This window comes from Pedobacter sp. GSP4, assembly GCF_051857575.1.
Taxonomy (GTDB): Bacteria; Bacteroidota; Bacteroidia; order Sphingobacteriales; family Sphingobacteriaceae; genus Pedobacter.
The window spans coordinates 29,166-50,846 of record NZ_JBPZIR010000011.1; the positions used below are offsets into that span (position 1 = coordinate 29,166).

Genomic DNA, 21,681 nt, shown 5'->3' on the forward strand with positions numbered 1-21,681 from the left:
CTGCCTTTGAAGAGAATATCTACATTTCTGTTTCTCATTCCGATTTTTTTAATTGCTTCTCAAAACGCTTTCTCTCAAGTTGTTCCAAGCAAAACAGATACAGCTACCACCAAAAATAATTTTGGGTTAAAAGAAAAAGCCCGGTTAGGGCTTGGTCCTTCTACCAGCCCTTTTTACCCAGCACCCAGCAACCTTAAACGTGTTGTAGAGTACGATGCCAAAAATAAACGCTATGTTGTTAAAGAACTTATTGGCGATAATTTTGTGCTCAACACACAATATCTAACCATTGATGAATACCAGCGTTTGGTAAACAGTGAAATTAAGCGCGGTAACTGGCGCAGCATCTCCAATGCAGAGGTAAGCGATTTCAGGAGCACGGGTATTATTCCGCAGATACAGATCAACAGCAAGGCTTTCGAAAAAATATTCGGAGGAACAACCATTGATATCCAGCCCCGTGGAGAGGCAGAACTTACCTTTTTGGGCCGCGTAAACAAAAACGAAAATCCGCTTTTTAACGAAAGGCAGCGGGTACAGACCAATTTCGATTTTAACCAGCGGATTCAGATGGATCTTGTGGGTAACATTGGAACCAAGCTTAAAATTAAGAGCAATTACAATACCGAGGCACAGTTCGATTTCGAAAATCAGATTAAACTCGATTATACTGGCGGTGCTGACGATATTATTCAGAAAATTGAGGCCGGTAACGTGAGTTTGCCTTTAAATACTTCATTAATTACCGGAACACAGGCCCTTTTTGGGATTAAAACACAGTTAAAATTCGGGCGGTTAAACGTAACGAGTGTTTATACGCAACAGAAATCAGAATCGAGGGAAATTAAGATTACCAATGGCGCGCAGCAAAATACAACCACGGTAAATGTAGACAGTTACGAGGCCAATAAGCATTATTTCTTATCGCAGTATTTCAGGAACAACTACAATAAAAACCTGGCCAATGCGCCAATTATCACTTCGCCGATCCAGATTACCAAAATTGAGGTTTGGATTACCAACAAAGCGGGTAACACTACCGACTCGAGAGATGTATTGGGTTTATTGGATCTGGGCGAAAACGCACCGTATAACAACACTTTAATTACCGGCGGAACCTCTGGCTTACCAGCAGGAACTACCGCAACAGGTTTTCCGCAACAATCTAACAACCTGATTGCGCAGTTGGGCAGTTACCAGGGCGGAGCAGCAAGGTTAACCAATTCAAACGCCATTATTTCATTTTTCCAATCAACCGGTGTTACCGATAACTTTGCCAAACTTACCTACGCCAGAAAACTAACCGAGCGCGAGTTTACCTTTCAGCCCCAGTTGGGTTATGTATCCTTAAACAATCCGCTAAATGCTGATGAGGTGCTGGCCGTGGCCTACCGCTATACCTACAATGGCGTAGAGTATCAGGTGGGTGAGTTTTCTACCGATATTCCTTTCGATGCAGCAAACCCAAAGGTGCTTTATGCCAAGTTGTTAAAGAACGAAACCACAAAAATACAGTTGCCTACCTGGGATCTGATGATGAAAAATATCTATTCTATTGGAGGATATCAGATCAGTAGCCAGAATTTTAAACTGGATATTTACCGTATCGATAATGAAACAGGGGTAGATAACCCGGTGATGACCGAAGGGCAGAATACTGCCAATAAACAGTGGATTGCCTTAACAGAATTTGACCGCTTAAATCAACAGAACGAACGGAAACCTGATGGGATATTCGATTTTGTGGCCGCCAATAATGCTTTCGGATCATATTCAACCGCCAGCAACGCCAACCAGGCCAGTTTATTCGGTACGGGCAGTAATGGTCAAACCTCGTTAATTACCAATACCAATTCGGGCTATATTACCATCGATCCGGCAAACGGAAGGATCATTTTCCCGGTAATTGAACCGTTTGGAAAAGATCTGGCCGCAAGGTTTTTACCGAGTGAGCAGGCCTTGATCAATAAATATAGCTTTACGGCGCTTTACGATTCGACCCAGACCATTGCCAAACAACTGTTCCAGAACCAGAACAGGTATGTAATTAAGGTGAATTACCAATCTGATATTTCTTCTGAATTTAGTTTAAATGCCATTAACGTTCCCGAAGGATCGGTAAAGGTTTTTGCAGGTACCATGCCCTTAACTGAGGGGGTAGATTTTACTGTCGATTATCAGGGCGGCCGTGTAAGTATCATCAATCAGGCCCTTTTAATTTCGGGCCAGCCTATTCGTATCACTACAGAAAATAATGAGCTGTTCGGTTTGCAGCAGCGGTCGCTTTTCGGAACCCGTTTGGATTACCGTGTAAACAATAAGCTGAACCTGGGCGGTACGATAATGAATTTGACCGAAAAACCTTTAACCCAAAAAGTAAATATTGGCGAAGAACCGATTTCAAATACCATTTGGGGAGCAGATATCAATTATAGTTCCCCATCCAGATTTTTAACCAAACTGGTTGATAAACTTCCGTTTTTATCTACAAAAGCACCATCAAGTGTTACTTTTTATGGTGAGTTTGCCCAGTTGATACCTGGACACCCAAGAGCACTGAATTTTGCAGGCAGTAAAAATGGGGTAAGTTATTTGGATGATTTTGAAGCTTCAAGATCGGTAATTGATTTAAAAAGTGCCATTTCGTGGCAGCTATCCGGAACACCGCAGTTATTTCAGGAACACGACCGGGTTAACGACCTGTCTTATGGTTACAACAGGGCCAGGATAGCCTTTTACAATATCGATCCTACTTTCTACAATTCGGCCGCATCAACCACGCCGGCCAATATCAGAAACAACCGCTCCGAACTTTCTAACCATTACGTAAGGGAAGTAATTGAGCAGGAGGTTTTTCCATTTAAAGAAACAGCCACCGGCCAGGCCTTAAACATTACTACATTGGATGTGGCCTACTATCCAACGGTGAGGGGGCCATATAATTACCGTACTACCGATTTTAAACCCGATGGAAGCTTGCTATTGCCTAAAAATAACTGGGGCGGTTTTCAACGGAAGATCGAAACCAACGATTTTGAAGCCTTAAACGTTGGCTTTATTGAATTTTGGGTAATGGATCCATTTATCTATAAACCGAATTCGGCTGGTGGTGATATGTATTTCAACCTTGGAAACATATCGGAAGATATCCTTAAAGATGGCAGAAAATCGTTAGAGAATGGTTTGCGTGATACGAACGATCCGAGCAAATATGAAGAAACGGCTTGGGGCCGCGTACCAAGGTTACAGCCGGTAGTACAGGCTTTTGATAACAATGCCAGTTCGCGCAGGGCGCAGGATGTTGGTTTGGATGGTTTATCGGATGCTGATGAGCGGACAAAATTTGCCACGGCTATCAACCAGATCAAAGCACAATTGAATGCCACGGCTTCTACCGCACTTGATGCCGATCCTTCATCTGATAATTACACTTATTTTAGGGGGCCGGCTTTAGATCAGATCAATGCCGGCATCCTTAAACGCTACGAAAAATATAACGGAACAGAGGGTAACTCTAAAACCTCTCAGCAATCGCAGGAAGAACTGGGCCTGGAAAACTCGGCTTCAACTTCATTGCCCGATGGCGAAGATATTAACCGTGATAACAACATGACCCAAAGCGACGAGTATTTTCAGTACAAAGTTTCTATGCGTCCGGGTGATTTAAATGTTGGACAGAATTTTATAACCGATAAAGTAACCTCGCAGGTAAGGCTTGCCAATGGCAATACACAGGCGGTATCGTGGTACCAGTTCAGGATTCCGATTGGTCAGTACCAGGAAAAAGTTGGCGGTATCCAGGATTTTAAATCCATCCGTTTCTTCAGGATGTTTATGACCAATTTCGCCGATACCGCAATTATGCGTTTTGCTAAACTGCAGTTGATCCGCGGAGAATGGAGAGAATACAATGCCACCAACCAGGCAGCACAGGTTATTGTCGATCCATCGTTACCTGCCCTTACTCCAGATAATTCTACCATCGAAGTATCTACCGTAAACATTGAAGAAAATGGTAAACGCTTACCGATTCCTTATGTTACCCCTCCGGGTATTTTGCGCGAGCGGGATTACAGCAACTACCGTGGCGATACCAGGCTAAATGAGCAATCGTTATCGGTAACCGTTAAAAACTTACGAGATGGCTATGGCCGCGCGGCTTTCAAAACAGCCTATAGCGATTTCAGGTCATACAAGCATTTGGAAATGTTTATTCACGCCGAGGCGGTTAATAACCAGGTTTTAAATGATAATGATGTTGCTGCGTTTTTAAGGATCGGAACAGATAATCAGGACAATTACTACGAATATGTAATCCCGTTAAAAGTTACCAATCCGGGCACCAGCGATCCGGATGCCATTTGGCCCGAAGCCAACAGGATGGATATTGATTTAACCCTTTTCCAAAATGCTAAGCTGGCCCGTAATGTAGCCAAAATGGCCAACGGACAGCCTTGGCCTACCAACGTTCCTTTTACTTATACAGATGGATCGAGAACCATTGTGGTTAAGGGGCAGCCGGATATGAGCAAGGTGCGGGTTTACATGGTGGGTATTAAAAATCCATTGCGTGCCGCCAATGATGAGCGGAATGACGATGGCCTTGATAAAAATGCCCTGGTTTGGTTTAACGAATTAAGGCTGACGGAATTTGACGAAAAAGGCGGATGGGCTGCAACAGGAAGGTTAAACCTTAAGCTGGCAGATTTTGCCGATGTAAATATTTCGGGTAGCAAATCAACCATCGGTTTTGGATCAATTGATTCGAAAGTAAGTGAGCGTAACCGTGCCGATAATGTACTGTTAGATGTTTCATCAGCCATGGAGCTGGGTAAATTCCTGCCGCAAAAATCGGGTGTTAAAATCCCGATGTTCGTAAGTTACTCCAAACAGGTTTCTACCCCGCAGTATAATCCGCGTACACCGGATATTGAACTAAAAAATGCTTTAGATCAATCTACCAAGGCACAAAAAGATTCTATTTTAAACTTTGCACAGGATTATACGGTGCGCCGGGGGATCAACTTTACCAACGTAAGAAAAGAGCGCACCAACAACTCAAAACCGGTTAGGCTTTGGGATATAGAGAATTTTGCTGCAAGTTATGCTTATACACAGTATAACCACCGCGATTTTATCAATCAGAGCAGTATTCAAAATACCTATAGGGCATCGCTTCAATATAGTTATTCGAAAGAGGCCAAAACCATAGCGCCGTTTGAGAAGATCATCAAATCGAACATGCTCGCGTTGTTAAAAGATTTTAACTTTAGCATTTTCCCAAGTGCCATTAATTTCAGGATTGATGTAGACCGTTTGTATTCAGAAAATACACTCCGCAACAACGATCCTAACAATACCATTGGCGTTTATCAAAGTGGTTACGGTACTACCTTTAATAAAAACTTTACCATGAGCCGTATTTATGGTATCGCCTGGAACCTTACACGGTCTTTACAACTGGATTTTAATGCAACCAATTATTCCATTATCGACGAACCGGATGGCAGGATTGAAGGGTTAAAACGCGATACTGTTTGGGAAAACCTAAAACGCCTGGGCCGTACTACAGATTACAACCACAATTTAAATGTAACGTACAACCTGCCGATTGATAAAATACCAGGTCTAAACTGGATTACAGTTAAAACCCGTTACGGAACCAATTTTAACTGGCAAACCGAACCGCTTTCTACGCTGCGCGATCCGAATATTAATTTGGGCAATACCGTACAGAACAGCAGGACTGTTCAGGTTAATCCAACTTTAAACCTAAGCACTTTATACAATAAGTTCGGCTTTATCAGAAACGCGGGGAATGACCAGGAAGGCAACAAGGCCAAAAACTTTTTTATCAATTTATTAACGAGTTTAAAAAATGTTAACGCAAGCTTTGTGCAAACCAAAGGTATTTTCTTACCGGGCTACCTGCCTACCACTAAATATTTTGGTATTGATAATGCAACCGGTGCACCAGGCTTAGGTTTTGCTTTTGGTAGCCAGCGCGATATCCGCGAAATGGCACTGAACAATGGCTGGTTAACTACCGATACCCTGCAGAACCAGCTGTATGTGAATACACTGAGAGAAGATTTTCAGTTAACCGGTCAGCTGGAGCCATTTAAAGATTTAAGGATTACGTTAAAAGCAAACAAAGCACAAACCCGAAATTTTTCTACCAACTTTAGGTATGTGGCCAGTACCTCATCATTCGAGAATTTAAGTGCCATTACAACGGGCGATTATAGTATTTCATACATTGCGCTGGGTACAGCCTTTAAAGAGCGTAACTCGAATGTGATTTCTGCGCTGTTTAACCAGTTTATGGCCAACCGCATTATTATTTCGCGGAGGTTAGGAGCACAAAACCCCAATTCGGCAGGTCTAAATGGAGGCTATGCCGATGGTTACAGCAAAGAAAGCCAGGATGTAATTATCTCGGCCTTTATGGCGGCGTATTCAGGCAAAGATGCAGGGAAGATGAGAATGAATTCATTCCCTAAAATCCCGCTTCCAAACTGGAATTTAACTTATAGTGGCTTAACCCGCATACCGTTCATTGCCGATAAATTTACTTCGGTAGATATTAGGCATGGTTACCGTTCTGCTTATAACATTAATGGTTTTAATTCGCTTTTGCGTTACCAGGAAACCAATGGTTTTTCGAGCAGCAGGGATGTTAACAACAACTTTTTGCCGCAGTACCAGTTTGCACAGGTTACGTTATCCGAATATTTTGCACCGCTGGTAGGTGTAGATACCCGCTTTAAAAATAACCTAACGGCCTCTTTCGAGCTCAACAGGTCGCGTTTATTGGGCTTAAGCTTGGCAAACAGCCAGCTGGCGCAGCTATCAGAAAACAACATGGTTTTAGGCTTGGGTTACAGAACCAATAAATTCCGTTTCCCATTTGGATGGTTTAAGAGCCTGAAGATGGACAATAACATGGATTTTAAATTGGATGTAGCCATCCGCGACAATAAAACGGTTATTTACCGTGCAGATATTGCCGAGGCCGAGGTTTCATCGGGGGCAAAAAACATTACGCTTAGGCCAAGTGTAGATTATGTGTTAAACCAGAAGTTTAATATTAAGCTTTTTTACGATTCGAACATTACAAAACCTTATACTTCTCAAACGTTTAACACCTCATTCAGTAATTTTGGCTTTAGTTTAAGGTTTACACTTAATTAATATGATGTAGCAGAATTGTGAATCTGCAAAATGAATTAACATCCTGTAAATCTCAAAAATCCTGATTAACTTTGACAAAACTAATTTAGAACAAATGAATTTTCCATCAGAATTAAAATACACTAAAGACCACGAGTGGGTTAGAGTTGAAGGTAATGAAGCTTTTATCGGCGTAACTGATTTCGCACAGCGCGAATTGGGCGATATCGTTTATGTTGATATCAATACTGTAGGTAGCGAAGTAGCAAAAGAAGAAGTTTTTGGTACTGTAGAAGCTGTTAAAACAGTATCTGATTTATACATGCCTGTTACTGGAACGGTAGTAGAAGTTAATGCTGAATTGAATGATAACCCTGAACTGGTTAACTCTGATCCTTATGGACAAGGTTGGATGGTAAAAGTATCATTATCAGATTTATCCGAAATTGATGGCTTACTTACTGCAGAAGCTTATCAAGAACTGGTAGGCGCTTAATACTGATATATTTTGTACAAAGCACTAAAACAACAAAAATGGGCCATATTTTGGACACTAGTTATTTTAGTGCTTTGTAATATACGAATGCCCGATTCAAATGGGCATGGCTTTTTTTTCGAGGGTTTTGATAAAATGACCCATCTTGGGTTTTTCTTTGTTTTATCGGTATTGCTCTTTTTCGGCAAAATAAGGTACCAGCATACCTTTGCTTTCAGAACCTTAACTATTTTTAAAATATTGCTTATCAATGCCATTATTGGTGGCGGTATAGAACTGTTGCAGTGGAAGGTTTTTACGTACCGATCTGCCGAATGGTGGGATTTTGCCTGCGATATGTTGGGCGCTTCAATGGCCGTTTTTAGTTATGTATTGCTTCATAAATTAAGTTTCGATGAAACCATGACGAATACACCGCTAACCAAAAACAATTAATGTATTCCGAAAAGCATCATTGCAATTTAAAATAAAATTAAACCTATGAAAAAGATAATTAGCATCTCCTGCCTATTAATCGTAATAAGTTTAAGTGGATGCAGTATTTTTAAAAAGAACTGCAACTGCCCAAAAGTTTATTACAAAAATTACCCTTCAGCACAAAAATAAGGGCCACAAAGCTATTCTTGCCCTTTTGCATTTTAATTGGCCATCTATTGGCTGTATTTAAAATGTTACCAAGCTTTTAACACCTCTTAACAAACCTTTCGGCTTTTCTCTAGTCTGATAGCTTAGTTTTGTATTATATTATCTAATTTTTTGATGAAAAAAAACGTTCAGAGGGCAATATTCATTGTGCTCGTATTTTGTGGATACATCGCCCAGGCTCAGAATACTGGCTCGATAAGCGGAAAGGTGATTAACGCTAAGGATAAAAAGCCGGTTGATTTTGCAACAATTGCAATCAAGAGCTTAAAAGATTCGAGTGTGGTGGCCTCAGGGCAGACCAATCCTGATGGGACTTTCAGTTTTAAGGCAATTGCGCCAGGCAAGTATAGAATTTACTCAGCTTTTTTAGGTTTAAAAACAGCTACTAAAGATGTAGAAGTGGCCAAGGCTGCGGTAAGTGCAGGCGAAATTGCCATGGGCGATGATGGTGTAGATTTAAATACCGTTAATGTTACAGCAACTATACCCATCGTGGTAAAGAAAGATACCCTTGAGTTCGATGCCAAATCAATCAAAGTGCGTGAAAATGCCGTAGTGGAAGACTTATTGCAGAAAGTGCCTGGAATTGAAGTAGCAAAAGACGGAAGTATTAAGGCGCAGGGCGAAACCGTTACCAAAGTTAAGGTTGATGGAAAAGAGTTTTTTGGTAATGATCCTTTGTTGGCAACTAAAAACCTACCAGCCGATATGGTCGATAAAATCCAGGTAATTGATGAGCTTTCTGAACAGGCACAATTTACCGGTATTGACGATGGAACCAGAAATAAAATCCTGAACATTACCACTAAAAATGGCATGAAACACGGTTATTTTGGCAACAGTACCGTGGGCTATGGTTCTAACGACCGTTACGACGCCAGTTTAAACGTAAACAAGTTTGATGATGACCGCCAAATTAGTTTTATCGGTCAGTTTAACAACGTAAATAAACAAAACTTTGGTCAAGGTGGTGGCGTAGGAAATGGTTTTGGTGGCGGAGGCGGTGGTGGCCGTGGCGGTTTCGGCGGCGGCGGTGGTGGAAACACCAGCGGTGGCGGTGGCATTACGACAACCAATGCTGCAGGTTTAAACTTTGCCGATACCTACAAAGACGGGACTCAGTTCCAGGCCAGTTATTTCTTTAATAAATCAACTGCCGATATTATTCAGGACTCACATATCCAAAACCTTTTTGGGGGTATTACTACAGATGTTACGCAGAATTTAAACAATACTACCGATCGTACTAATCACCGTTTCAATTTTATGGTGGATACCAAGATCGATCCTTCATTGTCTATTAAAATCCAACCAGGCTTTACTTATACAGAAAGCGAGGGCGATAGCTTTACCAAGTACTATAGGAATTATGTAACGAGCATCACAGATGGAAGCCAGCAAAATACAACTACTGCTGCTACGCCTGCTGTTACCAACAATTTATTAGTCCGTAAAAGTTTTAAACGTAGAGGCCGTACCCTTTCCCTAAATGTAAACACCAGTATAAACGATAACGATGGTACCAATCAGAATTACCGTTTAGATCATATTACGGAAAATGGGGTGAAGAGAGATTCGTTAACCAACCAGTTAAACAATACCAGTAGCCATGCGATAAACAATACTACAAGGTTGGTGTATACCGAGCCTTTAAATAAAACTTTAAGCGTAGAGTTTAATTATCAGAACGGTTATTCAAACAACGATTCGCAGAGAGATGTATTTAATTATAATCCCCTTACCCTGCAATTCGATTTAGTAGATAATACCTATTCGAATATTTATAACAACCGTACTTTAACCAATGCAGCCGGTTTTAGCTTTACCACAACTGAGAAAAAATACAACTGGAATATTGGTGTAGCTGCACAGCAGACCAATAGGGTAAATACCAATTTAACAACAGGTTTAAGACGTACACAGAACTTTATTAACATTACGCCATCGGCACAGTTCAGGTACAATTTCAGTAACCGTAAACGATTGTTTATCAATTACCGTGGTTCAACCAGTCAGCCAACTATCGATCAGATTCAGCCTATACCGGATAATACCAATTCGCAAACCCGTTATGTAGGTAATCCGAACTTAAAACCTTCATTCAATAACCAGTTGAGGATTAACTTCAACAATTTCAATATCGAAAGTGGCCGTTTCTTCTTTGCTGGCTTAAACCTTACACAGACCTTTAACAGTATTGGTAATACAGTAGTTCCAATATCGGGCGGCCTTCAGCAAGTTAGTTATATCAATGTGGATGGCGTTTACGCTGGTAATGCCAATGCTACGTGGTCTTTACCTTTAATGCCTGAACGTAAGCTTACCTTAAATATTTCGGGTAATGGTTCGTATAGCAGAAATGTGAACTTTATTGCGCCTAATGCGAGCACCGAACTTGTTAAAAATGTAACCAACAGTTATACCATCTCAAATGGCTATAAACTGGTTACCAACGTTGATAAATTTGATTTAACCGGTGGTATAACCGGTAGCTATACCAACTCAACCTTTTCAGCGCAGCAATCGGCAAATACACAATATTACACCATTAACCCTAGCTTTAATGTAAGTTATGTACTGCCTGCAAATATCAGGCTGGCCATGGATATCGATTATTTCAGGAATTTTGGCGGTGGCGATCTGTATAACCAGGAATATACCATTCTTAATCCTTACATCAGCCGTCAGTTCTTTAAAAACCGGGCAACCTTTAAATTCTCTGTAAATGATGCATTGAATCAAAATACAGGTATTTCGAGAACCACTTCAGGTACTTCGATTACCGATTTAAACTATAATGTTTTAAAACGTTACTACATGTTCTCGTTTACCTATTCGTTAACCCGTATAGGTGGTAGAACCATGAGCGGCGATATGCAGATGCCGGGCCAGGGTGGCGGTGGTATGCGCATGAGAATGTAAATCACATCAAATTTTTTAAAGGCTCCATTTTGAATGGGGCCTTTTTTGTAAGCAGGGCAGCTATTAAATGTTAACCTGACATTTATGTATTTCAATTGTTACTAAAGGGAAATAAACCTTTATAAAAGTCGGTAGTCTTTGTAGTATAAACCAAACTAACCGAATGAAACAAATTTTTACGCTTATTCTCCTCCTTTCATCTTTTTTTGTCTACGCCCAGAAAACCGGGTCGGTAAGTGGCAGGGTTATTCAATCAAAAGATAAAAAACCTATTGATTATGCTTCTTTAGCGGTTAAAAACCTATCCGATTCGAGCATGGTTGGCGCAGTAAGCACCACAGAGGATGGCAAATTCGTTTTCAGGAACCTAAAGCCCGGAACCTACAGGGTATATGCGGCATTTTTAGGTTTAAAGAACACCACAAAAGATTTTACCATTACTACCGAGAAAGCAGATGTGATTTTGGGCGATATTGTACTTGAAGGCGGTGCTATTGATCTTCAAACTGTTGATATAAAAGCGGAGATCCCCCCAATTGTGGTTAAAAAAGATACGCTCGAGTTCAATGCCAGTTCATTTAAAGTGGTGGAGAATGCCGTAGTAGAAGATCTGTTGAAAAAATTACCGGGGGTAGAGGTAGATAAAGCGGGTACCGTAAAGGCGCAGGGAGAGACCATTACCAAAGTTAAGGTTGATGGGAAAGAGTTTTTTGGCAACGATCCGCTATTGGCCACTAAAAACCTTCCGGCCGATATGATCGATAAAATCCAGATTATCGACGAACTCTCCGATCAGGCGCAGTTTACCGGGATAGACGATGGATCGAGAACCAAGATCATTAACATTACCACCAGAAAAGACAAGAAAAACGGTTATTTCGGAAATAGCACCGCTGGTTATGGATCTGATGACCGCTATGATGTTAATGCGAATATTAATCATTTTAAGCAGGATAAAAGACTGAGCGTTATTGCGCAGTTCAATAACGTAAACAAGCAAAATTTTGGCGGCGGTTTAGGTGGGGGCAACGGTGGAGGCAATGGCGGCCGTGGAGGGATTACCGATACCAAAGCCGGTGGTTTCAACTTCTCGGATATTTATGCCGATCAGACTGAAATCAATTTGAGTTATTTTGTCAATAAATCCGATAACCTGATTTTGAGGAACAGCATAACGCAGAATTTTTTGGGCGATGAAACCACAGTTTTTAACAACAGCCAGGTTAATAACTCCGACCGCTTAAACCACCGTTTAAGTTTTATGGTCGATACCAAGCTCGATTCGTTAACCTCCTTGCGTATCCAGCCAAATTTAAGTTATACCGACAATGAAAGCTTAAACAGCAGCAGCTATACACGCGATTTTAACAGGTACATGATTACCGGAACACAAACGTTAAGGAACCACAATACTGCACCATCCATCAGCAACAATATTTTGCTCCGTAAAAAATTTATGCGCAGGGGAAGAACGCTTTCCTTAAACTTAAATACGAACATTAACAATAACGATGCTGATAATTACAATACCAATCCTGAAACCAGAACAGCACCAGGTCTTGTAACCAACACCACAATAGATCAGTTTAACGATCAGGAAAGCGAGTCGCTGAATCAGAATACGAGGTTGGTATATACCGAACCTTTGGATAAAACCTTAAGTCTGGAATTTAATTATCAGAACGGTTATAACCACAATACTTCCGATCGTTTTACCTATAACTTTAATCCGGCCACTTTAGCTTACGATTTGTTGGACGAAACCTATAGTAATGCCTACGAAAATACCATTATCACCAATTCTGCAGGTTTTAGCTTTAATAAAATGGCTAAAAAGTACAATTGGAACGTAGGTATGGCGGTACAGAATACAGATAGGACCAATAACAACATCAGCAAAGGTTTTGTGCTGAAACAGAATGTTTACAATTATACCCCATCGGCCATGTTCAGGTATAATTTTAGCAACAGCAAACGCCTGGTGTTCAATTACAGGGGAAGCACCAATCAGCCAACCATCCAACAGTTGCAGCCCATCCGCAACAACACCAATACCTCGAGCATTCCCATTGGTAATCCGGATTTGAAACCCGAATTTAACAATACGCTACGTGTAGCGTACAATACTTTTACGGTTGGTAAAAACAGATCATTATTTGTAAACCTGAACCTTACCCAAACTTCTAACCGGATTGCAAATAGTAGCATACTGATTGATAGTGGGCCTGATCAGGGGAAACTTGCCGTTACTCCTGTTAATGTGAATGGCGTTTATTCTGGATCGGTTTCGTCTTCGCTCAGTTTGCCCATTATGGCCGATAATAAGTTGAATTTTCACATCAATGTGAGTGGCAGTTACGACAGGGATGTGAATTTTACCCGGTCGCTGAAAAATATTACCAACAGCTGGTCGGTTACCAATGGCTACCGCCTGGTTTCCAATTTGGATAAGCTCGATTTAACAGCCGGTGTTAATGGCTCAGTTAACCGCGCAACCTACTCTGTTAACTCAAGTTCAAATACCCGCTACTATACCTTTAGCCCCAATATTAGTGTAAGTTACATGTTCCCTGGCGACATCCGCTGGTCAGTAGATGCCGATTATAATCAAAATACAGGGCGTGGGGAAGGATTTGATACCCATTTTACCTTGGTAAACTCTTATTTAAGTAAGCAGTTTTTCAAAAACCGCGGTACATTTAAGGCTTCGGTAAATGATTTGCTGAACGAAAACCAGGGCGTAAGCAGAACAGCAAATAACAATACCATCCGTGATGAAAGTTATAATGTATTAAAGCGTTATTTTATGTTTTCTTTTACTTATTCGTTAAACAGAATGGGAGGCAAAAACAGGATACGTGGCAATGAAGAAGGTGGCGGCGGAGGCAGGAACCGTGGCGGTGGTGGCGGCTTTGGTGGCGGCCGTCAAAGAAACTAAATCATTATTTGGTCAAACCTACCCTTACACCGCAATGATAAGGCAATGCTATTTGGAATAAATCTAAAGAAAGGCTAACTTGCAGGCAATTTAGCACATGAATCCGTAAGGCTCCATCTGACTATTAAAAATATAAATAAACACAGATGAAACTTTCACATCTAAAAGTAGGGGAAAAGGGAACAATCGTAGCTTTTACAGATTTAGACATGTCTGTAAAGTTGATGGAAATGGGATGTTTGCCAGGTGAGATGGTTGAAGTTGAGCGTTTTGCTCCCCTTGGCGATCCAATGGCCATTCGTGTTGCAGGGTATCAGCTTTGTTTGCGTAAAAGTGAAGCTGATGTGATTATCATTCAATAAATAAGCTGGGTTTGGATATTAAAGTTGCATTAGTTGGTAATCCCAATACAGGTAAATCTACATTATTTAACCGTTTAACAGGTTTAAATCAAAAAATAGGAAACTTTCCGGGTATTACTGTTGATAAGAAAACAGGTTTTACCAAACTTACCGACGGTAGGGAGGCCGAAATTATCGATTTGCCGGGCACCTACAGTTTATACCCTAAAAGTGCCGATGAAAGCATCGTTTTTCAGGTTTTAGCTGATCAAAAAAACAGCAGTCACCCCGATGTAATTGTACTCGTTACAGATGCATCGAACCTAAAACGCAATATGCTGCTGTATTCGCAGGTGGCCGATCTGGGCATTCCGATGGTGCTGGCTTTAAACATGATCGATCTTTCAGCCAAGCAGGGCATAGAGGTTAATCTGGATAAGCTTGCCGCAAAATTGGGGATACAGGTAATATCCATATCTGCACGCAACAATATTGGTATCGATAAGCTTAAAAATGCAATCACAAATACCAATAAAATAGCAACCCAGTTTCAGGATGTTGATGTGAATTTTTTAGCCCCAGAGGCTATCAATGCCATTAAATCGAAACTTAATTCTACCAACGATTATTTTGCACTGCAGGTTTTGCACCAGCATGAACATTTAACGTTTTTTACCGATAAAGAACAGGAAGAAATCGAGGAGATAGAGCAATCGCACCATTTCGAATCTTCAAAGGCCCAGGCAGCCGAAACCATTGCAAGGTATAAGCACCTCAGCACCATTTTATCTGATGTGGTAATTGACAATGGAACAGAAAAGAAATTTTCCTTTAGCGATAAATTGGATTCGATACTTACCCACAAAGTTTGGGGCTTCGCCATTTTCATATTTATCCTCTTTATCATTTTCAACGCCATATTTGCCTGGTCATCTTATCCTATGGACTGGATTGAACAGGGTTTTGGCTGGCTAACAGAAACAGGGCATAATTACCTGCCCAGCGGTATGCTTACCGATCTGGTGCTCGATGGTGTTGTGGCAGGTTTAGGCGGTATTTTTGTGTTTATTCCACAAATTGCCATTCTTTTTGCATTTATATCCATTTTGGAAGATACGGGTTACATGGCCCGCGTTACCTTTATGATGGATAAGATTATGAGTAAGGTTGGCCTTAACGGCAAATCGGTTGTGCCCATGATCGGGGGGCTGGCCTGTGCCGTTCCATCTATCATGGCGGCCAGAAATATCGAAAACTGGAAAGATCGGATGATTACCATTATGGTTACACCTTTGGTAAGCTGCTCTGCAAGGCTTCCGGTATATATCCTGATCATATCGTTAATAATCCCTTCGCAAACTGTTTTGGGCATCTTTAATCTGCAGGGTTTAGCCCTTATGGTTATGTACCTGGTAGGTATTTTTGCTGCGGTACTGGTGGCCTGGGTAATGAAATTCATCATTAAAACCAAAGAGCGCTCGTACTTTATTATGGAGCTGCCGGTATATCGCATGCCGCGCTGGAAAAATGTGTTTTACACTATGTACGAGAAATCAAAAACCTTTGTTTTTGAGGCTGGTAAAGTAATTATTGCCATTTCTATTATCCTTTGGGTGATGGCTTCTTTCGGGCCAGGGAACCGTTTTGAAAGTATCGATAAGAAATACGAAACTGCTCTGGGCGATACAACGAAGAATACCGATCATATTAAAACCTTGGTGGCTACCGAAAAGCTCGAAAATTCTTATGTGGGTATTCTTGGCCGCTGGATCGAGCCTGCAATCCGCCCTTTGGGTTACGATTGGAAAATTGGGATAGGTTTAATTACCTCATTTGCCGCCCGCGAAGCATTTGTAGGCACCATGGCGACCATTTATAGCGTTGATGGGGGAGATGAAGATACTACAACCATTAGGGAAAGGATGTCTGCATCGGTAAACAATAAAACAGGTTTGCCGGTTTACACCTTTGCTGCTGGTATTTCGTTGATGCTTTTTTACGCCTTCGCCATGCAATGTATGAGCACCGTAGCCATTGTATACCGCGAAACTAAAGGCTGGAAATGGCCGGTAATTCAATTGGCTTACATGACGGCCATGGCTTACGTTGCTGCGCTTGTTGCCTATCAATTATTGAAATAAACCTAATAACACCCCCAAACGGATTTGAAGGTTATGGGCAAATTGCCGTTTTTTGCACCACACTTTGTTACATAAACCCGGTAGAAGCGGCAGCTCCCGATTGCAATTCGGGACTACAGCGGATAACGGGGCTTAGTTACCGAAAGGCTACTGTACGTCCGTTTTCAAATTAAAGCCCTGATCTTTTTAGGCATATCAGTTACTTAAGCACAGGTGCTTTAAATGTTGTTAGCCTATTAACCTTTAATCTGTCAGCTTTCGTCTTCCTGCTTTCAGCTTGATTCTTGCAGCTTTGCTCTTTCAGCTTTATTCTTTCAGCTTTGGTCTTTACCTATCCTAGCTCAATCTGACGCTTAATGCTCTCTTCTAAGGAGATTAATGTCTCAGTACGCTGGATTCCATTAACGGCCTGTATTTCTTCGTTTAAAACGTGGCGCAAATGATTGGTATCCCTGCAGATTATTTTTGCAAACATGCTGTACGCACCGGTTGTATAATGTAACTCCACCACTTCTTTAATTTTGCTGAGCTGTGCAACCGCATCTTTATACTGGATTCCCTTTTCCAGGTAAATGCCCAAAAAAGCACAAATATCGTAACCAGCTTTTTGCGGATCGATAATTAAATGAGAACCTTTAATAATGCCCATTTCCTGCAATTTCTTCATCCGTACGTGTATGGTACCGCCAGAAACGATCAGATCTTTAGCTATTTCTGTATAAGGTTTAGTGGCATCCTGCATCAATTGTTTCAATATGTCGATGTCGAGGTTGTCAATTTCTAAATTGGAATTGTCTTTTTTAAGCATATTTTTGAATTATGATAAGCGAATTTACAAATATTTATCAATATTATAAAAATAAAATTAAATGTTTAAAATATTTGCAAGGTATTGGTTGTTCCTTTACATTTGTATCAAGCAATTAACAAAAAGGAAACGTTCTTTCAAAATTGCATAACATAATGTAGGGTGGTGAAACAGGCAGACACACCTCCTTGTCTCGGTGGCGGAGAATAATGGGAATATACTGGCAACAGTACTAACCACTCCTTGAAGGTTCGATTCCTTCCCCTACAGCCAGTTCAGTTGGCAATTTATAGTGAGCAGTTTAACTGAAAACTAGGAATTCAAAACTGTTAACTTTTGAAATGTTGGGTGGTGAAATTGGCAGACACGCCTCCTTGTCTCGGTGGTGGGGAATAATGGGACAAACGCAGTTTATTGGGTTGACCACAAATTAATTTTTTGAACTGTAGCTAACTACCCCTTGAAGGTTCGACTCCTTCCCCAACAGCATTTTTTATGAATAATAAGTTAGTTAATCGAGCAATCCTGGATAGGTTGCTCTTTTTTCGTTTATAGCGCAATTTTTAAATATCAATTATATCTTTCTAGATATATTGTTATATTACCATTTAAATATTTCAACCTGTGTAATTGGTAGTAATGAAGAAACGAGTTTCAATTAAAGATATAGCAAAACAATTAAAAATCTCTATTACAACAGTGTCGTTCGTAATTAATGGAAAGGCCCGGGAAAAAAATATCAGCGAAGCACTTACTAAAAAGGTGCTGGATCTTGTTGCCGAGCTAAATTACCAGCCCAATGCCCTTGCCACGAGCTTAAGAACGGGGAAAACGAAAATTATAGGCTTTTTGGTTGATGACATTTCTGAACCGTTTTTTTCGGGTATTGCACGCCATATCGACGAAATTGCCTCTAACCTTGGCTATAAAATTCTTTTTAGCAGCACCCGGAATGATACCGGTAAAGCCATTGAATTGCTGCAGATTTTTGAAGACCGGCATGTTGATGGTTATATTATGGCCCTACCCGAAGGCCTGGAAGAAGAAGTGAAAAAACTGATCCAAACAGATGCGCCTGTGGTTTTATTTGACCGTTATGTACCTGATGTAAAAACCGATTATGTAATCGTCGATAATAAAAACAGCACTTTCGAAGCTACAGAACACCTAATTAAAAATAATTACAAAAATATTGGCTTTGTTACCATCGATACGGTGCAACACCAGATGGTTGACCGCTTAGCGGGATATGAACTGGCTATCGAACAATATAACCTGCCTAAGTTGATCAAAAAAATAAACTATGTTAATTCAGCGGAATCTATTAAAGAAATGACCGAATTTTTTAAGGCAGAGAAGCAACTGGATGCAGTAATTTTTGCCGCCAACTATATCTGCTTGGATGGGTTGAGGACATTTAGAAAATCGGGTATCCGCATCCATAAAGATATTGCTGTGGTATCTTTCGATGATTTTGAAATTTTGGAGTTTTGCGAGCCGCCCGTTACGGCGATAGCCCAGCCATTAGAAGCGATTGCCGAGAATATTATGAAGGTTTTGCTCAACAGGCTAAAAAGGGCAGGGCAACCGGTAGAAAACGCACAGCTATCGCTTCCAACAATATTAAACGTACGCGGATCAAGCGTAAAAAAGTAGATAAAAAAAGGGAATGAATTAAAATCCATTCCCCTTATAAATATGTTTAGAACAGCTTAAACTGTCATTACATCTTTTTCTTTGGCTTCAGCATGCTTATCAACTTTGATAATGTATGCATCGGTTAGCTTTTGAACTTCAGCTTCGCCGGTTTTAATTTCATCATCAGAAACACCTTCGCCTTTAAGTTTTTTAATCTTTTCGTTCGCGTCTTTACGGATGTTACGAACAGTAACACGGCCTCTTTCGGCCTCTTCCTTAACCTTTTTTACAAGGTCTTTTCTGCGCTCTTCTGTTAATGGCGGTACAACCAAACGGATAACAATGCCATCGTTTTGTGGGTTAATACCAATATTGGCCACCTGAATTGCTTTTTCTATAGCGGTTAGCAGCGATTTTTCCCAAGGCTGGATTACAATGGTCCGCGCATCAGGTGTATTAATGCTTGCCACCTGAGACAAGGCAGTTGAAGCACCATAATAATCAACGAAAATGCCATCTAACATCCCTGCAGATGCCTTACCAGCTCTAATTTTAGTTAATTCAGCTTCACAATGATCGATGGCCTTATCCATTGAAGATTGGGCATCCATTAATTGTAATTGTATGAGTTCGTTCATAACTGTGTGTATTTCTACAAATTAATTTTTTTAATAGGCTTATTTAACCAAGGTTCCGATAGGTTCGCCATTGGCTATTTTCATGAAATTACCGTGTTTATTCATATCAAACACAATAATTGGTACTTGGTTTTCTTCGCAAAGGGTAAAAGCCGTCATATCCATTACATTAAGGCCCTTATCGTAAACTTCCCTGAAAGAGATTTCACCATATTTGGTTGCTGTTGGATCTTTTTCAGGATCTGCGGTATAAATTCCATCAACACGCGTTCCTTTTAAAACTACATCGGCTTTAATTTCAATTGCACGTAAAGCTGCTGCAGAATCGGTAGTGAAATAAGGGTTACCGGTACCGGCGCCGAATATAACCACACGGCCTTTTTCTAAGTGGCGTACAGCTCTTCTGCGTATAAACGGCTCGCAGATCTGCTCCATTTTAATCGCGGTAAGCAGGCGGGTTTTAATGCCGACCTTTTCTAAGGCATCTTGTAAGGCCATTGAGTTGATAACCGTAGCCAACATGCCCATATAATCGGCCTGAGCTCTGTCCATCCCACTTTTTTCGGCACTTAAACCTCTAAAAATATTTCCTCCACCAATTACGATTGCGATTTCTAAACCTTTATCGTGCACAGCTTTGATATCTTCTGCGTATTGTTTAACGCGTTCATTATCAATGCCATATTGTTTGTCGCCCATTAGCGATTCTCCGCTAAGCTTTAGTAGGATGCGTTTGTATTTCATGACCCCAAAAATATCAACAATTTTTTAATACCTAGCTATGCTTTTTAACAATTGATGTAAATATTTAAATAGAAATAGTTTCGCCTTTAAATATCACCTCCTTTAAGCTTAATTCCTGATCGAGTACCAGTAAATTGGCTGTATTTCCAACACCTATTATGGCGGTAAGGTTTTCCATCCCGATTAATTGTGCAGGATACTGTGTTCCCATTTTAACCGCGTCATTTAAATCAATACCACAATGGCTTACGCAGTTTTTTACAGCGGCCAACATGGTTAACGATGAACCGGAAAGCGTTCCATCGGGCATTACGTATTTGTTGCCTTCTTGAATATGTTGGTATGGCCCTGTTGTGCAGGCGGTAACAGCATCTGTAATCAGGAATAAGCGTTCTTTCAATAATTTCTGCGCAAATTTTACAACTTCAAAATCTACATGCTGCCCATCGGCAATAATGCTGGCCATTGCCTTATCATGATTGAAAACAGCCGTTGGAATTCCCGGTTCGCGGTGATGGATAGGGCTCATGGCATTAAAAAGGTGCGTGGTGGTTTGTATACCCTTGTTATAAGCAGCTGTAGCTTCTTCGAAAGTGGCATTGCTGTGCCCTAATGAAACCACAACGCCATTATTTAAGAGGTATTCGATTACATCATCATCCTGAAGCTCGGGTGCAATGGTCATCATTTTAATTACACCATCGCCAAAATCGATCAGTTTTTTTATTTCATCCAATGAAGCTTTGCGTACAAATGCAGGAACATGGGCGCCTAAACGTTTGGGGTTTAAGAAGGGACCTTCGAGATGCAAGCCTAAACAATTCTTAGCCGTTGGGCGGTGCGCTTTGGCTACTTTGATGCACTGGTTAAAAACTTCGGCAGAATTTGTTGCCATACAGGCAAGAAAGCCCGTTGTTCCTTTTTTCAGCAGGTCATCTTCCATGATGGTAAGCGATTCGATGGTTGGATCGGCAGAGAATAACCGGCCGCCTGAACCATAAATCTGCAGGTCAATAAAGCCGGGAATGGTAATAGATTCTTTTTGGCTTTCTGCTGTAACCGGGCTGATATTTACAATTTTAGCACCATCAATTTCAATCTGCTGACCGGTTTTTAAGTTATCGTTATCGTAATAAGAGGTATTTGGGATTATCTTAGACATATCAAACGTTTGAGTAAATTTAATCTTACACATTC

Annotated in this window: 12 protein-coding genes and 2 tRNA genes; 10 read left to right on the forward strand and 4 right to left on the reverse strand. The window is 40.8% G+C overall.

Translation table 11 applies throughout. From position 1 onward, the window contains the following. Positions 1-6 precede the first annotated feature (6 nt). From sprA to feoB, 7 genes are all read left to right on the forward strand, one after another. Complete coding sequence (gene sprA / locus ACS5PU_RS21845; RefSeq protein WP_439461292.1) at positions 7-7,194, forward strand: cell surface protein SprA; 7,188 nt, start codon at positions 7-9, stop codon at positions 7,192-7,194. A gap of 94 nt (positions 7,195-7,288) precedes the next feature. After that, the gene (gcvH, locus tag ACS5PU_RS21850) at positions 7,289-7,669 is read left to right on the forward strand and encodes a glycine cleavage system protein GcvH (protein ID WP_439461293.1); all 381 of its coding nucleotides are present in this window, start codon (positions 7,289-7,291) and stop codon (positions 7,667-7,669) included. Positions 7,670-7,756: 87 nt separating this feature from the next. Further along, positions 7,757-8,104: a VanZ family protein gene (locus ACS5PU_RS21855; protein WP_439461294.1), complete on the forward strand. Its 348-nt coding sequence runs from the start codon at positions 7,757-7,759 to the stop codon at positions 8,102-8,104. A 324-nt stretch (positions 8,105-8,428) separates the two neighbouring features. Beyond that, complete coding sequence (locus ACS5PU_RS21860) at positions 8,429-11,236, forward strand: outer membrane beta-barrel protein (RefSeq protein WP_439461295.1); 2,808 nt, start codon at positions 8,429-8,431, stop codon at positions 11,234-11,236. A 163-nt stretch (positions 11,237-11,399) separates the two neighbouring features. Continuing rightward, positions 11,400-14,174, forward strand: a complete 2,775-nt coding sequence (locus ACS5PU_RS21865) for an outer membrane beta-barrel protein (RefSeq protein WP_439461296.1) — start codon at positions 11,400-11,402, stop codon at positions 14,172-14,174. Between the two features lie 146 nt (positions 14,175-14,320). Continuing rightward, positions 14,321-14,536 carry a FeoA family protein gene (locus ACS5PU_RS21870; RefSeq protein WP_439461297.1) on the forward strand — a complete coding sequence of 72 codons (216 nt, stop codon included), beginning with the start codon at positions 14,321-14,323 and terminating at the stop codon, positions 14,534-14,536. Between the two features lie 11 nt (positions 14,537-14,547). Beyond that, positions 14,548-16,656: a ferrous iron transport protein B gene (feoB, locus tag ACS5PU_RS21875; protein WP_439461298.1), complete on the forward strand. Its 2,109-nt coding sequence runs from the start codon at positions 14,548-14,550 to the stop codon at positions 16,654-16,656. A gap of 331 nt (positions 16,657-16,987) precedes the next feature. Here the strand turns inward: feoB and ACS5PU_RS21880 are convergent, their stop codons facing one another. After that, positions 16,988-17,464, reverse strand: coding sequence for an Lrp/AsnC ligand binding domain-containing protein (locus ACS5PU_RS21880; RefSeq protein ID WP_025145395.1), 477 nt, complete (start codon positions 17,462-17,464; stop codon positions 16,988-16,990). 156 nt (positions 17,465-17,620) lie between these two features. On the opposite strand from ACS5PU_RS21880, the gene ACS5PU_RS21885 reads away from it, so the two are divergent. The 3 genes from ACS5PU_RS21885 to ACS5PU_RS21895 all read left to right on the forward strand — a co-directional run bounded on the left by ACS5PU_RS21885 (position 17,621) and on the right by ACS5PU_RS21895 (position 19,120). Continuing rightward, a tRNA-Asp gene (locus tag ACS5PU_RS21885) sits at positions 17,621-17,737 on the forward strand. 69 nt (positions 17,738-17,806) lie between these two features. Beyond that, positions 17,807-17,951: transfer RNA gene (locus ACS5PU_RS21890), tRNA-Asp, on the forward strand. A gap of 152 nt (positions 17,952-18,103) precedes the next feature. Beyond that, positions 18,104-19,120: a LacI family DNA-binding transcriptional regulator gene (locus ACS5PU_RS21895; RefSeq protein ID WP_439461299.1), complete on the forward strand. Its 1,017-nt coding sequence runs from the start codon at positions 18,104-18,106 to the stop codon at positions 19,118-19,120. 56 nt (positions 19,121-19,176) lie between these two features. Here ACS5PU_RS21895 and frr read toward each other — a convergent pair whose 3' ends face one another. The 3 genes from frr to nagA form a co-directional block, all read right to left on the reverse strand. Beyond that, positions 19,177-19,740, reverse strand: a complete 564-nt coding sequence (gene frr / locus ACS5PU_RS21900) for a ribosome recycling factor (protein ID WP_439461300.1) — start codon at positions 19,738-19,740, stop codon at positions 19,177-19,179. Positions 19,741-19,779: 39 nt separating this feature from the next. Next, the gene (gene pyrH / locus ACS5PU_RS21905) at positions 19,780-20,484 is read right to left on the reverse strand and encodes a UMP kinase (protein WP_439461301.1); all 705 of its coding nucleotides are present in this window, start codon (positions 20,482-20,484) and stop codon (positions 19,780-19,782) included. A gap of 64 nt (positions 20,485-20,548) precedes the next feature. Further along, positions 20,549-21,646, reverse strand: coding sequence for an N-acetylglucosamine-6-phosphate deacetylase (gene nagA, locus ACS5PU_RS21910; RefSeq protein WP_439461302.1), 1,098 nt, complete (start codon positions 21,644-21,646; stop codon positions 20,549-20,551). Between the last annotated feature and the right edge of the window lie 35 nt (positions 21,647-21,681).